The sequence below is a fragment of the Methylomonas sp. AM2-LC genome (assembly GCF_039904985.1).
In the GTDB taxonomy this organism is placed as follows: domain Bacteria; phylum Pseudomonadota; class Gammaproteobacteria; order Methylococcales; family Methylomonadaceae; genus Methylomonas.
The window spans coordinates 3,347,153-3,363,281 of sequence record NZ_CP157005.1 but is presented as its reverse complement, the minus strand read 5'-3'; the positions used below and the strand labels follow the sequence as shown (position 1 = coordinate 3,363,281).

Below are 16,129 nucleotides of genomic sequence, written 5' to 3'. Positions count from 1 at the left end.
GAGCTAACTTTGTTTGGTTACGCGCAACATTAAATAAGGTTGTTGAACGTGACCGGAGGCGCGGAGTTGCAGGATTTTAATATATAAAAGGTGTATCCATGGCTAGAACCCGACGCATCCATTTAATTAACCCAAAAGCCGACACGTTTGCAACTCGGCCTTTATTTTTCGGTAAGGCGCTGTATTCCCCGGTCGCTGGGCTACTTGCCGTGGCTGCGCTGATTCCGGAGGATGACTATGAAATTATTCTCACAGATGAAAACATAGAACCCATTGATTTCGACTTAAATGTTGATATGGTCGGCATTTCGGCTATGACCTCCTATGTGCAACGCGGTTATGAGGTTGCTGATGCTTTTCGAGCTCGTGGCGTTCCTGTCATTATGGGCGGCGTGCATGTCAGCTACTTGCCGCAGGAGGCGTTAAAGCATGCAGATGCGGTGCTGGTTGGTGAAGCCGAACTGGTCATGGACAAAGTGCTTGACGATCTGAGTCATGGTCGATTACAGGGTATTTATAAGGCCGAAAACCTGCATTCAATGATCGACCTGCCGATACCAAGGCAAGGGTTATTGAAGAGTAATCGTTATATCAATAAAGGCTTTGTACAAACTTCGCGCGGTTGCCATCACGGTTGTACCTTTTGCGCCGAACCTACCATGTATGGCCTGCGTTTTCGCTATCGGCCCATCGAAGATATCATTAGAGAGATTGAACACATTGAGGAGCGCGTGATCTTGCTCAACGATGCAGATTTTTTCGGAACCCCTAAACGGGCCATGGAAGTCATGCAAGCTTTTAAGGGGCGCGGGTTGAAATGGCAGGCAGCGGTTAACAGTCGAGATGCGCATGATGAGCGATTGTTGGAATTGGCGGCTGAAAGTGGCTGTTTTATGCTGTCCATAGGTTTTGAGTCTATCTCTAAACAAACGCTACGTAATGTCCATAAGTGTCAGAACGATCCGGATACATACGGCAATTTGGTCGAAAAGCTGCACCGATACGGCATTATGGTGCTAGGTTTGTTTATGTTCGGCTTTGAAGGGGACGAGCCGTCCGTTTTCGACGATACATTGAAATTCAACATAGAGGCCAAGTTCGATATGTGTGGCTATTCTTTGTTAACACCCTATCCCGGTACCATCAACTGGTTCGAGATGTTGCAACGCAAACAGATTGTCTCTTTCGACTGGGATAAATACGATCAATCGCATATCGTTTTTAAACCTGCGGGGTTATCAGCTGATGAGTTTTATCGTGGTTATTTGAATACTTATGATGGGTTTTATTCAGCGTCATCAATGTTACGCCGTTTTCCTTGGGATGGTTCCCGCAACCCGGCAAACTGGACTATCTACAACGCATTTTTCCGCAAAGGTGGTGTAGTAACCCGTGATCGCGAGCAACTCATCGCCAAACCGACGCCCGAACCCGAATTTGTCGCCATTCCGCCGCTGATCCCGCAAAAGGCAGCATGGCGGGAATTAGTGATGTCAGCCACTGAGATTGGGTAGTTCAGAGAAAATTCTTTATAAACTCTGAGTCAATACCACGAAGCGGTCGATGTGCAATCTAGTTGAATGGTCTTCCAGTTTAATGACTTAAATTGGTGGGTTGGTGCGATTCGAGCGACCATCGCATTAAAAGTGCGGTAGTGAATTTGTAACAAATTGTTTTTATTTAACTATTTTATCCGTGATCTTGCCGTTGCTATCTGTATTGATCCATATTGAGTTACCCAGAAATTACCACAAGGATTTTCATCAGTTGTGTAGGAGATAAATCAAAATTTGTTGTGCTATAAATTTTTAGCCATCAATATTTCAAAAATATAGTCTGCACGATTTAAGACGAAAGCCTAAAATGTACATAACTTATGTACATTTCTGGAATCAACATGAACTCTGTTAATGTCACAGAATTACGCCAACATTTGCCCGATTATCTAAAGCAAGTTCAACAAGGCGAAGAAATCGCTATTACCCTGCACGGAAAAACTATTGCCCGCATTGTGCCCGATAATAATGAAACAGAGCGTGATGCAGCCCTCAAACGATTGGCAGCACTACGTGGAAAAATGATCATTGGCGACATCCTTGCTTCTTGCAACGAAGAATGGACGGGCGATGCTAACAATCTGTGATACCCATATTGTATTGTTTTGGGCAGATGAACCGAGTCGGCTTTCACCTAAAGCTAACGTTGCGCTTAATTTAGGAATTGAAACAGGATCACTTGCCGTTCAGACATCAGCCTTTGGGAAATAGCCATGCTTTATTCGCGAGGAAGAATCAACAACTATGCAGGCATTTCGTCCAGTGCATATCTTAACGATATTTTAACTGCCATGAGCATTACCGTTTTACCCATTACATCAGAAATTGCAGAGATATCGCAAAGCTCAATTTTTGTTCATGGAGACCCAGCAGACCGAATTATTGCCGCCACTACATTAGCTCATCGTACCCAGTTGATCACTGCTGATGAAAAGCTTCGGAGCACACCTGGATTACAATGTATTTGGTAATGCTCTTTTATCGTTAGCTAAACCTGCTAAAGTAGTTTGGCTGGTTTAGCTCCGGCGTTTAAAAAAATAGCGCAAACGCAAACCATAATCTCTAAACACAACGCATAGCAAAGCAACACACGTTAGGGGACTTCGAAAAACCACCCTTCGACAAGCTCAGGGCGAACGGTGGTATTTATATATCAATAATTTACCATTTGTGCTGAGCCCGTCGAAGCGCAAAAGCCAGGTTTTTCCAAGTTACCGTTAGTGTTTGTCTACCAAATTGTTATAGCTAATGTGTGACAACGTACCGACCAGACTCAATGTTTTCAATACTATAAACAAACAATCAGTTATCTGATTTAAAAGATAATTCAGCGTTGTTCGTTTATATATTAAGGAGTTGCATTATGCTATCCACTATCCCTGATGTCATTTTTAAAACCCGCGTTCGTGACGAAAGTATCGGTGGTGAAAACCCCTTTCGTTGGCAGGATGTCAGCAGCGATGATATTTTTAAACATAAAAAAATCATCGTACTAGGTCTTCCCGGTGCTTATACACCTACCTGTTCAAGCAAACATTTGCCGGGCTTTGTAAGTAAATATCGAGAACTAATCGAGTTAGGCATCGATGAAGTGTATTGCCTGAGTGTTAATGATGCCTTTGTTATGTATCAGTGGGGTAAGCATTTGAGCATTACTAATGTAAAAATGTTGCCAGATGGTAATGCCGACTTTACGCGTGCGTTAGGCATGTTGGTAAAAAAAGAAAATGTGGGTTTTGGTAGTCGATCTTGGCGTTATTCAATGCTTGTGGAGAATAAAGTCATCATTAAATTATTTAGCGAACCCGGCAAAGTAGATAACTGCCCGGATGATCCCTTTACCGTCAGCGATGCGGATACTATGCTAAATTACTTGAAACAAAACAAAAAGTAAGCAGTTTTTGCTTGATCACTATTATTTTTAAGAGATATGCAAATGACTCAATATGATTATGATTTGTTTATAGTGGGTGCAGGATCAGGTGGTGTACGCGTAGCCAATCAGGCCGCAACGCAAGGCGTTAGGGTAGCCATCGCAGAAGAACGTAATTTAGGTGGCACTTGTGTCAATCTGGGTTGTGTGCCTAAAAAGCTGTTGGTATATGCCTCCCAGTTCAGTGATGAATTTGAGGCGGCTAAGGGTTTTGGCTGGACGGTTGGCGAATCAACTTTCAACTGGCCACGTTTGATCGCCAACAAAAATGCTGAAGTAGAGCATTTACACGCCGTTTATCGTACTCGATTGCAAAAATCGGGCGCGAATGTTATTAGTGGTAAGGCAACATTGCTTAATGAGCACACAGTCATGGTCGCTGGTTCTCAATACAGTGCAGAGCGTATATTGATTGCCACTGGCGGCTGGCCGTTTGTTCCTGACATACCCGGCAATCAACATATCGTTACCTCCAACGATATGTTTTTTCTTGAGGAATTGCCCAAGCGTATCATTATTGTAGGTGGCGGCTACATTGCTATGGAATTTGCCAGCATTCTAAATGGCTTGGGTGTGGAAGTTACCCTTTGTGTTCGCAGACACAAAGTGTTGGAAGGTTTTGATGAGGATATTCGAGATTTTTTGGCAGAAGAAATGCTCAAAAAAGGTATTAACATTCGCTTTAATACCGAAATTGTTGGCATAGAAACTTCACCACGCGATGGCTTTTCGGTTAGATTGTTCGATAGCAGCAAAATAGAAACCGATTTGGTGATGTATGCCACAGGCAGAACGCCAAATTCCAGCGGTTTAGGTTTGGAATTACTAAATGTTGCATTGAATAGCGAGGGTGCTATTAAGGTTAACAGTGACTATCAAACCAATATTCCCTCAATTTATGCGCTAGGCGATGTCACTGATCGGGTTAATCTCACGCCAGTTGCAATTGCAGAAGGCGTTGCTCTGGTCAATAACTTATACAGCAAACCGCCAAGAGCAATGGATTACGACAATATTCCGACTGCTATTTTTTGTGACCCCAATATTAGTTGTGTTGGTTTAACCGAAGCGCGAGCGCGTGAACTATACAACGACATTGACATTTATCAAACCCGATTTACCCCACTTAAAAATACGCTATCAGGTTTGGATGAAAAAACCCTGATGAAAATGATTGTGGTGCGCAGTACTGACCGGGTAGTCGGCATACACATGGTCGGTGCCAATGCCGCTGAAATCATCCAAGGTATGGCCGTTGCCATACGTGCAGGTGCAACTAAGGCAATTTTCGATTCGACTATCGGCATACACCCTACCTCTGCGGAAGAATTTGTTACTCTGCATAAATAATTACAGAGTAAAAGCAATGTTCATATTGTCAACATTGAAACCCAACAACCCAGGATGAGTAAATTATACCGCATCCGCAAACCTTTTTATCCAGGAGCATAGCTATGACCTATCAGAGTATTAATCCCTATGATGGTAAACTAATGATGACGTTTGCAGAACTAAGCGACAAGCAACTGGATACTGCGCTAGAAATCGCTACGCACTGTTATAAGACTTGGAAAGACACTAGTTTCGCAGAACGATCTGCCATTGCTGGCAAAGCTGCTGCCATAATGCGCGAGCGTAGCGACGAATTGGCCCGTCTGGTCACCTTGGAGATGGGTAAGCTTATCGACGAAGCCCGTGGAGAAGTAGCGCTGAGTGCGGATATTATCGATTACTACGCCCAAAACGCCGAAACTTTTCTTGCACCTCAACATTTAGAGGAGGTAATGGGGGAGGCTATGATCGAAAGCAGTCCGTTAGGTGTGCTGTTCGGTGTGCAACCTTGGAACTTTCCCTATTATCAACTGGCCCGTTTTGCTGCGCCGAATTTAATGGCGGGTAATGTGGTTATGGTAAAACACGCGGGATGCGTACCACAATGTGCTATCGCCTTTGAAAAATTATGGATCGAAGCGGGAGCGCCAGTGGGTGCCTATACCAATCTACTTATTTCACACGACCAGGTCAATCGTGTTATCGATGATCCGCGTATAAAGGGTGTAGCGTTGACCGGCAGTGCCGGTGCAGGAAAAAGCGTTGCTGCTAGAGCAGGCCAAAACCTGAAAAAAACCACCATGGAGTTAGGGGGTAGTGATGCCTTTATCGTGCTTGAAGATGCCGACCTCGACAAAACCGTCACTTGGGCAGTTTGGGCCAAGATGAATAATACTGGCCAATGTTGTATCGCGGCTAAGCGTTTTATCGTCGTCGAAGCTTTGGCGGATCAATTTTTAGAGAAATTTACGAATGCGCTAGCGGTTCTTAAAGCGGGCGATCCATTAGATATGTCAACAACCCTAGCGCCTTTATCTACTGAAGATGCTCTAATATTACTGCTAGAACAGATCAAAAATGCCGTCAACAAAGGCGCTAAAGTTATTTTGGGTGGTAACCGCATGGATAGGCCGGGCTCATTCATGCAACCAACCATTATTACTGATATTAAATCTGACAATCCTGCCTACCGCGAGGAATTTTTTGGACCCGTTGCGTTGTTCTTTGTGGTTAAGGATGAAGATGCGGCGGTGGCACTGGCCAATGATTCTGATTTTGGCTTGGGGGGGTCTGTTTTTACGCGTGATGTTGCTCGCGGCAAACGCGTGGCCTCGCGTGTTGAAACTGGCATGATGTTTATCAATCAGCCCACCTGGACAACGCCGGACTTACCTTTTGGCGGTATCAAAAATTCCGGCTACGGGCGCGAACTATCAAGTGTAGGTATTCAGGAGTTTGTAAACAAAAAGCTGGTGCGTGTTGCTTCGATTGATGCTCAGATATGATGGACTATTCTGATATGAATACTACAAACTCTGACAGTGCAGTTTGACAATTAACCGATACGCAAAAAATACTAGAGCTGGGTTGAACAACGTGCAACCCAGCGAAGGCTTTGAAATAACCACGTTTCTTAGCAGTCAAACCATTTCCTGAGTCATAAAGACGATTTATATAACTCATATTATAGATATTTATGATGCATAAACTGTTATTTTATGCATCTAAACACGAAAGTGGCATAAATCTGTCTTTAAAAGTGTCCCGCTTTATTAGACCATTCCAATAATCTGGAAACGGGATGGTGAGTTTCGATTTTTATGGCGTTAATCTTTAGCGGCATTCGTTGATACACCTCTATTTGAGTGGATAACCATTAGTCGATAGTTCCGACACTAACACCACTACTTCTTACCGCGCAAGTTGGCGATTTACCAGTGAAGCATGAAATGTGACTTTACTTATTATTTTATCTTACCTATCATTAAGCCTGAGTGTCTGTTTAAATTATTGCAATTAAGCGATACGGAAAAAATACTAGTCATATTACTTTGCCTAAATCCGCAATCAGCAAAATAAAGCCCCACCATGCTGTTACCTAAGGTTATGTTTTTGTTCCTTTGTCCTTAGAGGTAAACAATCAGGGTTTTGGTAAAAAGGTAATTTTAAGGGGATACACATGATAACTTCTATTTTGGCAGGCCCTATATTACGGCGTACCACACAAAACCGTATTTGCGTTTGGTTGGCAATGGATAGTGAACAAGAACTGGTTTTGGAGATTCTAGAGGCAAACAATCAAAATAAACGGTTAGGTGTTAGTCAAGCTGATGAGCTGTTAGTCAGCCGATTCAAGCTCGGTCAGCGTCTTTATGTTTACTTATTGCAAGCCTACCCTAGTAATGGGAATAACGTTTTTCCCATCAATACGCTATGCCACTATCGCATATTGGATAGTCAGGGCAAAGAGCTAGACTTTAAAGCCGCAAAACTAACTTACGAGGGACTTGAATATCCTATTTTTCATGTTCCCTCAACTTTGCATTCGATACTACACGGCAGTTGCCGTAAACCGCATGGTGACGCTGGTGAAGATGCCTTGGCGATTGCTGACGGGCTGTTAGAACAGCATCATTCCGATCTTACCCAACGACCAGATTTGCTATTGTTAACGGGCGATCAAATCTATGCCGATGATGTGGAAGCCTCTTTATTGGACGTGTTACGTGAAAAAGCGCTTTATTTAACCGGTTCCAGCGAAATTTTGCCTTCTGATTATACGCAACCGCCTCTCAACCCGATTAACGAAATAAAATTAGGCGGACGTGCCGAAGTTTTAAAACAACATCAATCGGGTTTAAGCTCTGATGAAGCAGGCAATCATTTGCTGACTTTTGGCGAATTTGCCGCCATGTATTTGTTTGTATTCGGCAACGCACAAACCTGGCAAACACCGCCGAATTGGGAAGCCATTAAAGACAAACATATTCAGATTCCAGAAGACAAAATTCAGGATTACCAGAATTATACTAAATCGGTGGTTAAATTCGGTGAAACCTTATGGAAAATACGCCGTCTATTAGCCAACATACCAACCTATATGATCTTCGACGATCACGATGTGACCGACGACTGGAATATAACGGGTCACTGGTATGATAAAGTTCGTACTTCGCAGCTGGGCCGACGCATGGTATCCAATGCTTTAGCCTCTTACTGGGCTTTCCAAGGATGGGGTAACGATCCAGATAATTTCGATGCCGATATGATCCAAGCCGTAACTTCGCATTTTAATCGAATCAGTTCCGATCCGGTTGATGAAGAACGCTACGACTTAATGACTTGGAAACACCGCGGTTGGGGATTTTCTATTGCGACAATACCGCCGATTATTGCCATGGATTCCAGAACGCAACGACAACCCGACAACCCTTATTATCCGGTACACTTGTTAGATCGGTACGCACTTGACTGGCTACGTGTCGAATGGTCAAAGCTGAAGAATACTGCCAGCGAAGCGGGTACTAATATCGATTATCCAATATTGATTGCTACAACACCTGTAATGGGGTTTTCGCCACTAGAACGTTTAGTTCAAGTAATCTTACTAATTATAGGTTATGTCGAAAATTTACCATGGATTCGTGCTTTAGAAACAGCCTTTAACAAACAGGGGCTGGTTATGGAGTGGGCAGTGGATTTTCTGGATGCTGAAGCCTGGACGGCAAACCTGGCAGGCTTTACTGATTTTATGGATACCTTGTTGCATAAAATGCATGTTGAAAAATGCGTGTTTCTGTCTGGGGATGTGCATTATTCATTCACTACCTCCGGTTTTTATTCCAGCAGCAATGGTTATACCGGCAATAAAAAGAGATTAGATTGTTATCAATTAACCAGTTCTTCGTTACGCAATGAGCCCAGTGTATCGCAGCGAAAAATTTTAAATACTATTCAAAAAAAGATCAATCCCAAAACCTCAATAAGTAATTGGTGGCGTTTTTATGCCAGTCAGTGGCGATTGGAACATTCGCTTCTGCCCAGCATAGGTAGGAAGCAAAGGGTATTCGAAGATTGCAATCTTGGCCAGTTGCAGTTTGAACAAGGACAGCCAATAAAGCATACTTTACTGATAGCGGGTAATAATGTGGAATATCAGCTGCCTCCACTTATCAATCGACCAACTTAGTAAACCTAGGTTGAGGAAGGTAGTGTTAAGAAACTGTCAGGTTGCAAACAATATTAGGAATAAACGCCTATTTGTATAGTACATAAGTTTTGATGTCGGCTTAATACGCCGATTTATCAACAAAAATCTCAACTGCGGTTTCCACAAACTTGTTATCGATTTTGTGTAAGACAGGCAGGATACTAATAGGCGTAACGTTTTGCGATGGAACCGTTATGCGCAGTTGAATAAATTTCCCGAAAAGCTTCAACTTAACATTGCCAATGGAGTCTTTTTTCATAACTACTGGCTAAAAAGCTTCTTTGTTTTATGGTGTTGTATTTTTGACGTGCGACAAAATTACGATATTTTTTTAACAGAAATAAAAAAGGGCTGAGGTTAAAAATCTAAGCCATTGATTTTAATGGTTCTCAGACCGGAATCGAACCGGTACGCCCTTTCAGCCCGCGTAGCCACGATTAGTGAAGCGTAATCGCGGGAATAAGTGTAGTCTAACCTTGCGGCTAAACGTAATAGATGTAAATTATCTAGGTAATGCAATGTTGCCATTTGGAAAAGCTTTTGAATATACCCTATTAAACATTTCCACTATTACTTTGCGCTAATCGCAACTACGCTTGCTAATCATAGCAAATGCAAGAATACAGAGTTTTCGCGTTTATACGAGACTACTCTCTTATGTTGGTGTGATCCAATTCTCCAATTTTAAGCCAGGTACTCGTTCAAATTCTCGGGTGTTATTCGTGACAAGAGTATAGCCATTGGCTATAGCAATGGCTGCAATCTGCAAATCATATGGTCCGATCGGTGTACCTTGGCTGGCCAAATAGGCTCTTATTTCACCAAAATGTTGTGTTGCTGGGCCAGCAAAGGGTAGGCATGGTATCCATTCCAACAAGGTGCATAGACGTATCCTATTCTGTTCTTGTAGAGTGCTTTTTGCTACTCCGTACCACAATTCGGCTTCGACTGGCGCACAGATGTGTAATTTCGTAATGCCGACGCGACGGATATGTTTTAGTAACTGGGGATTTTCTTTCAACAACGCAATGGCAGCATTGGTGTCGAGTAAATATGTCATCAGTCAAGTGTCTCGCGACATGCATCAGATCCTAGGTCATTATCGCTAATGACATCAGGAAAATCTTCACTTAACCCGCCAGCCAATTTTGCCAAAAACATTTCGGTGGCGTTTTGCTGTTTCAAAAGTGGCTGAACATTTGAATAACGTTGTTCCAGAAATTCTATAAAGTCCAGAGCCTCGCGAGCAGCAGATTCTGAGAGATTTAGGCTGTGTTGATAAATAGTTATAGGCAAGTTCATAATTATTTCCTCAGCTAATTAAGAATTAGTGCATAAGAACTAAATAAGTTAGTAAGCTTATTGAAGTCCAAAACAGTATAGACAAATAGATATGTTGGTGCCAGTGTGAATTTAATCATCAATGCCACATAAAGCCCTCGGGCAAAAAAAAGGGCTAAGATTAAAAACCTTAGCCCTTGATTTTAATGGTGCCTCAGACCGGAATCGAACCGGTACGCCCTTTCAGGCGCGGGATTTTAAGTCCCGTGCGTCTACCTATTTCGCCACCGAGGCAATCTATCGAAGTAGATAAACCGTGTATTCTATAAAGTTTCAGAAATTTGTCAATGTGATTTTTTGTTTCTGGTGTTTAAGTGCCGACAAAATGTCAGTATACAGACAGTTTTCTTAATCAATTTAGTCGTTTATGAATTGACTGAATTTACCTGTAAAGGGCTTTAAAATGCTGCGCCGTGTGATGTTTTTCTAAAAGACGTCGAAGACATTGGTAGTGGTAAGTCAATCACGGCAGAATAATTCTCATATTATTTTTAATGTTTTTACAAATAATCAGGTGGCAATTGAGTAAAAAATAGCGATTTTGAGAGCTTTGTACAATAAAAATACCTAATAATAAGATTATGTTAGATTCGTGTATAACTATATGAAAAACAAATAAAAATTAATTATTATGATAATAATTAAAGAGAATATCTGTAAATATCATATGATGAATATAACAAACTTAATATGTATTGTAAATCAATGTTATACATATAGTCGGCTTAGTTTAAATGTTAAAAAACAACATTAGTTATCATATTTTTAGATTTAATTATCTAATTATGTAATAAATGCTTGGTTTATTTAAATTCTTAATCTTGACAGTTTTTAAACAAGCAAGTACCTTAACACCAGCAACATAGTTTGCCATAATGCTGACCGGACTGCCGGAGGCCAATTATGCCCTCGAGGCAGGTTTTTGGCTTTTTTTTGAAGGAATATGCACATGGCTCATTGGTTCCCAGATAATTCACAATCGATAGGTAATACTCCACTAGTTCGCCTTAATCGCATTACAGAAGGCGCACCTGTCACCTTACTGGCAAAAGTGGAAGGTAGAAATCCAGCCTATTCGGTAAAGTGCCGCATTGGTGCGGCTATGATTAACGATGCTCAACAGCGTGGTTTGTTGGGCGAGGGTAAAGAAATTATAGAGCCCACCAGTGGCAATACCGGTATTGCCTTGGCGTTTGTGGCGGCGGCGCGTGGAATACCGTTAACCTTAACCATGCCCGATACGATGAGTGTGGAACGACGTAAGTTGTTAGTGGCATATGGTGCCAAGCTGGTGTTGACAGAAGGTGCAAAAGGCATGAAAGGCGCTATTGCTAAGGCCGAAGAAATTGCCGCTTCTGATCCAAACCGCTATGTATTATTACAACAGTTTAAAAATCCGGCTAATCCACTCATCCATTTTCAAACCACTGGGCCAGAAATTTGGAATGATACCGATGGTGCCATAGATATTCTGGTATCGGGAGTAGGTACGGGCGGTACTATTACGGGTATTTCGCGCTATATCAAGCAAACGCAAGGCAAAGCCATTGTTTCCATCGCTGTGGAGCCAGAATCCAGCCCTGTGTTGACACAAGCACGTGCGGGTGAGGAATTGAAGCCAGCTCCGCATAAAATACAGGGGATTGGTGCCGGGTTTGTACCCGATGTTTTGGATTTATCGCTGGTGGATCAGATAGAGCTGGTAAGCAATGACGAGGCAATTAGTTATGCCCGGCGTCTGGCTAAGGAAGAGGGCATCTTGGCTGGTATTTCCTGTGGAGCGGCTGTGTCAGTGGCGATACGGGTTGCCAAGCGCCCAGAGAATGAGGGTAAAACCATCGTGGTTATCTTGCCCGATTCTGGCGAACGCTATTTAAGCTCTGCATTGTTCGAAGGCTTGTTTGACTTGCAAGGCGTAGCTGTATGAGTTTGAGTGAAACAAAGCATTGGGGGTTAGATGCTTTAGTGGCTGAGTTGCGTAATTTACGCAATAAATCCCTGGAAAATAGGCAGCGGCAAGAACAGCCTCCCAAACTGCCGTCTAGCAAGGTATTAAGTAATATTGTTGATAATCTGGGCGCGGCATTATTTCCAAACCGCTTGGGTTTACCCGATCTAAATGCAGAGGGCATTGATTATTTTGTTGGTCAAACCCTGGATGGTGTGTTACGCCAGCTTGATAAGCAAATTGGTTTGGAATTGAAGTTTATTGCCGAACAGCAGGGCAGGGTAGCTGATACGCGTGTTGAAGCTGCTCAGATTACCCGCGACTTTGCTAGGCGTTTGCCCGCTATCAGAATTTTGATAGAGAGTGATATTCAAGCAGCATTTGAAGGCGATCCAGCGGCTAGCAGCCCCGATGAAGTGCTGATTTGTTATCCAGGCATTATCGCAATATTTCACCATCGTATTGCTCATCAGTTGTATTTGTTGGGTGCGCCTTTGGTGGCTAGAGTAATTGCCGAAATAGCACATTCCGTTACCGGTATAGATATACATCCTGGGGCGCAAATAGCCGATAGCTTCTTTATCGATCATGGTACTGGAGTGGTAATAGGGCAAACAGCGGTCATTGGTAGCCGGGTACGGTTGTATCAGGCCGTGACACTGGGTGCCAAACGTTTTGCTAAAGATGAAAATGGGATGCTAGTAAAGGGTAATGCCCGACATCCCATTGTAGAAGATGATGTGGTTATCTACGCCGGAGCCACTATATTGGGGCGAATTACCATTGGTTGTGGTTCTACCATCGGTGGTAATGTCTGGTTGACCCATAGCGTACCGCCCGGTAGCCATATTAGCCAGGCACAGGTGCGAAATGAAATGTTTGAAAGTGGTGGCGGCATTTAGTTTTTCTATGTTTTTTTGGGCAATGGCAAGTTGTTTGCCAAACCCAGCAGACTACGAAAGGCAAAAAGCTGCTTCCACAGGTTTATCAGGCAATGGATTCGCACTTATGAGATTTTTGTATGACTAAAAACGCCGCTTTGCGGCAACTAATTAAATCCCATCAACACTAGAAAAGGAAAATAAAATGTCTGATATACATGATGCCCATACAGCTTTAGGCGATGTCGCCGCACGTACCTTATCGAACGCGACCAAAACCGTGCCCATGATGGGCAGTATTACTCCGCGTTGGCTGGTACACCTGTTACCATGGGTGCCAGTCGAAGCGGGTATTTATCGCGTTAACAAAGTTAAAAGCGAAACCAGCATTACTGTTGATTGTTCCAGCCTGGACGAAAAAGTATTGCCACAAACTTTTGTGGATTACGAAGAATGGGGCCGTGAATATCGTTTGAATGCGGTTAATACCGTATTAGATGTGCATACCCGCGTTGCCGACTTGTACAGCAGCCCACACAATCAAATCCACGAGCAATTACGTCTGACCATCGAAACAGTTAAAGAGCGTCAGGAAAGTGAATTACTCAATAATGCTGAATATGGCTTGTTGAACAATGTGGTGGCGTCTCAAAAAGTACAACCGCGCACAGGTGCGCCAACACCGGATGATCTGGACGAGTTAATTGCCAGAGTTTGGAAAGAGCCTGGTTTTTTCCTGGCACATCCGCGTGCTATCGCTGCTTTTGGTCGCGAAGCTACTCGCCGTGGTACACCACCACCAACCGTTTCTTTATTCGGTTCTCAGTTTTTAACCTGGCGCGGATTACCTTTAATACCTACCGACAAGCTGAAAATTGTCGATGGCAAAACCAATATACTGTTACTGCGCACGGGTGAAAACCGTCAAGGCGTAGTGGGTTTGTATCAGCCAAACTTAACTGACGAATTGAGCATGGGCTTGTCGGTGCGTTTCATGGGTATTAATCACAAAGCTATTGCCTCATATCTGGTATCACTGTATTGCTCATTGGCGATTTTGACCGACGACGCGCTGGGTGTACTCGAGAACGTCGAAGTAGGCAAGTATCATGAGTACAAATAATCTGGATTTGTCGGGATTAGTGCACCAGGCTTTGGCTGGCGATGCACCATCCGGCTTGCCGGATGTTCAAGAGCTGACCAAACTGGCCAATGCGTATTTTTCGGCACTGCCTAATCAGAGTGCCGGAGTGGAAAGTTTGCCTACGAGTATCGAGAGTTTGCCGACAAGTCAGCTAACCTCTGCGCAGGTACCAAACTTTACGCCAGCGGGTGTGGGCGATGTATCCGCCATTAACGAATCAGCATTGTCGGCTTTAGTACAGCAAAGCTTTGCTTTGCCGGGTAAAGCAGATTTGGTGTCCTCGATAAAGTCGCCTGCTGATTTTAATCAATACAGTGCGCTGAGCTTGCCATCGGCTTCATCATTTTATTTTTTAAATGATGTAACAGAGCAAGGCCGCGACCCCATTTTGTCTGGCCTGGGTGCGGCGCACCCGGCGTTTGATGTTAATTTGGTACGTCGTGATTTCCCTATTCTGCAAGAACGGGTTAATGGCTATCCCTTAGCATGGCTGGATAATGCGGCGACCACGCAAAAACCACAAGTGGTAATAGATCGTATTTCTGAGTTTTATAAGCATGAAAACTCCAACATTCATCGCGCTGCGCACGAATTGGCAGCACGGGCTACGGATGCTTACGAAGAAGCCAGAAATATAGTGGCCAAGTTTATTAATGCAGGTTCAGTCAACGAAATTGTGTTTGTACGCGGTTCAACAGAAGCCATTAATCTGGTGGCAAAAAGTTGGGGCAAGCAAAATATCAGTGCCGGTGACGAAATCATCATTAGCTGGTTAGAGCATCACGCCAATATTGTACCCTGGCAGCAGTTGTGTGCAGAAACAGGCGCGTTATTACGGGTTATTCCGGTGGATGATCAAGGTCAGGTTATTTTGTCCGAGTATCAAAAACTACTTAATCCACGTACCAAACTGGTGTCGTTTACGCATGTGTCTAATGCGCTGGGTACAGTAACACCTGCTCAGGAAATGATCGCCATGGCCCATGCCGTAGGCGCTCGGGTATTGTTGGATGGTGCGCAATCGGTGTCACATATTCGTGTCGATGTAAAAACACTGGATTGTGATTGGCTGGTATTTTCCGGGCATAAAATTTTTGGCCCAACCGGTATTGGTGTGGTTTACGGTAAACAAGAAGTATTGGATGCTACCCAGCCCTGGCAAGGTGGCGGCAATATGATAGAAGATGTCACTTTCGAAAAAACCGTCTACCAACCCGCACCTGCCAAGTTTGAAGCCGGAACCGGTAATATTGCTGATGCAGTGGGCTTGGGTGCTGCCTTACAGTACCTAAGTAAAATTGGTCTGGAAAATGTGGCTCGCTACGAACACGAACTGCTGGTGTATGGTATGCAAGCATTACAACGCATACCCGGCGTTACACTGATAGGGACTGCACCGGATAAAACCAGTGTGTTATCGTTCGTGTTAGCAGGGCATAGCACTATGGATGTCGGTAAGGCTCTCAATGAAAAAGGCATAGCTGTGCGTGCCGGTCATCATTGCGCTCAACCCATCCTACGCCGTTTTGGTCTGGAAAGCACCGTTAGACCCTCGCTGGCGTTTTACAACACCTACGAAGAAATTGATCGTATGGTGGGTGTGGTTAAACATTTGCAGTGCAGAAAGGTTAGTTTTTCGCATTAACATTTTCCACCCGCAAAAAACATATCTCGGTAGGTTGGGTTAGCTCGACAGAGCTAACCCAATAATCGAAGCTGTCATCGACTAAAAAGCTGACATATTGGGTTATGGCTTGCGCCTAACCCAATTTTTCGTAGCGTAA

The 16,129-nt window shown here is 43.6% G+C and carries 14 protein-coding genes and 1 tRNA gene; 11 read left to right on the top strand and 4 right to left on the bottom strand.

From position 1 onward, the window contains the following. The first annotated feature begins 98 nt into the window (after positions 1 to 98). From ABH008_RS15055 to ABH008_RS15025, 7 genes are all read left to right on the top strand, one after another. Positions 99 to 1,514 carry a radical SAM protein gene (locus tag ABH008_RS15055; protein WP_347986433.1) on the top strand — a complete coding sequence of 472 codons (1,416 nt, stop codon included), beginning with the start codon at positions 99 to 101 and terminating at the stop codon, positions 1,512 to 1,514. 383 nt (positions 1,515 to 1,897) lie between these two features. Next, a complete protein-coding gene (locus tag ABH008_RS15050; RefSeq protein WP_347986432.1) occupies positions 1,898 to 2,143 on the top strand; it encodes a type II toxin-antitoxin system prevent-host-death family antitoxin in 246 nt (81 codons plus the stop codon). A 126-nt stretch (positions 2,144 to 2,269) separates the two neighbouring features. Further along, positions 2,270 to 2,527, top strand: a complete 258-nt coding sequence (locus ABH008_RS15045) for a PIN domain-containing protein (RefSeq protein WP_347986431.1) — start codon at positions 2,270 to 2,272, stop codon at positions 2,525 to 2,527. A 392-nt stretch (positions 2,528 to 2,919) separates the two neighbouring features. Next, positions 2,920 to 3,450 (top strand): peroxiredoxin, encoded by a 531-nt coding sequence (locus tag ABH008_RS15040; protein ID WP_347986430.1) that lies wholly within the window; start codon positions 2,920 to 2,922, stop codon positions 3,448 to 3,450. Between the two features lie 42 nt (positions 3,451 to 3,492). Further along, complete coding sequence (gorA, locus tag ABH008_RS15035) at positions 3,493 to 4,839, top strand: glutathione-disulfide reductase (protein WP_347986429.1); 1,347 nt, start codon at positions 3,493 to 3,495, stop codon at positions 4,837 to 4,839. Positions 4,840 to 4,943: 104 nt separating this feature from the next. Beyond that, entirely contained in the window at positions 4,944 to 6,326 is a 1,383-nt protein-coding gene (locus tag ABH008_RS15030; protein ID WP_347986428.1) for an NAD-dependent succinate-semialdehyde dehydrogenase, read from the top strand. A gap of 674 nt (positions 6,327 to 7,000) precedes the next feature. Continuing rightward, a complete protein-coding gene (locus tag ABH008_RS15025; protein ID WP_347986427.1) occupies positions 7,001 to 9,010 on the top strand; it encodes a hypothetical protein in 2,010 nt (669 codons plus the stop codon). A gap of 100 nt (positions 9,011 to 9,110) precedes the next feature. Here the strand turns inward: ABH008_RS15025 and ABH008_RS15020 are convergent, their stop codons facing one another. From ABH008_RS15020 to ABH008_RS15005, 4 genes are all read right to left on the bottom strand, one after another. Further along, positions 9,111 to 9,290, bottom strand: a complete 180-nt coding sequence (locus ABH008_RS15020) for a hypothetical protein (protein WP_347986426.1) — start codon at positions 9,288 to 9,290, stop codon at positions 9,111 to 9,113. A gap of 396 nt (positions 9,291 to 9,686) precedes the next feature. Then, positions 9,687 to 10,091 (bottom strand): type II toxin-antitoxin system VapC family toxin, encoded by a 405-nt coding sequence (locus tag ABH008_RS15015; RefSeq protein ID WP_347986425.1) that lies wholly within the window; start codon positions 10,089 to 10,091, stop codon positions 9,687 to 9,689. Next, positions 10,091 to 10,333: a DUF2281 domain-containing protein gene (locus tag ABH008_RS15010; RefSeq protein WP_347986424.1), complete on the bottom strand. Its 243-nt coding sequence runs from the start codon at positions 10,331 to 10,333 to the stop codon at positions 10,091 to 10,093. The genes ABH008_RS15015 and ABH008_RS15010 overlap by 1 nt, the downstream gene beginning before the upstream one ends. A gap of 186 nt (positions 10,334 to 10,519) precedes the next feature. Next, positions 10,520 to 10,606: transfer RNA gene (locus ABH008_RS15005), tRNA-Leu, on the bottom strand. A 715-nt stretch (positions 10,607 to 11,321) separates the two neighbouring features. Here ABH008_RS15005 and cysK point away from each other — a divergent pair. From cysK to ABH008_RS14985, 4 genes are all read left to right on the top strand, one after another. Then, the gene (gene cysK / locus ABH008_RS15000; RefSeq protein ID WP_347986423.1) at positions 11,322 to 12,299 is read left to right on the top strand and encodes a cysteine synthase A; all 978 of its coding nucleotides are present in this window, start codon (positions 11,322 to 11,324) and stop codon (positions 12,297 to 12,299) included. Further along, positions 12,296 to 13,222 carry a serine O-acetyltransferase EpsC gene (epsC, locus tag ABH008_RS14995; RefSeq protein ID WP_347986422.1) on the top strand — a complete coding sequence of 309 codons (927 nt, stop codon included), beginning with the start codon at positions 12,296 to 12,298 and terminating at the stop codon, positions 13,220 to 13,222. Before cysK ends, epsC begins: the two co-directional genes overlap by 4 nt. Positions 13,223 to 13,406: 184 nt before the next feature. Beyond that, complete coding sequence (locus ABH008_RS14990; RefSeq protein ID WP_347986421.1) at positions 13,407 to 14,324, top strand: family 2A encapsulin nanocompartment shell protein; 918 nt, start codon at positions 13,407 to 13,409, stop codon at positions 14,322 to 14,324. Then, positions 14,311 to 15,990, top strand: coding sequence for a family 2A encapsulin nanocompartment cargo protein cysteine desulfurase (locus ABH008_RS14985; protein WP_347986420.1), 1,680 nt, complete (start codon positions 14,311 to 14,313; stop codon positions 15,988 to 15,990). The genes ABH008_RS14990 and ABH008_RS14985 overlap by 14 nt, the downstream gene beginning before the upstream one ends. Positions 15,991 to 16,129: the final 139 nt, after the last annotated feature.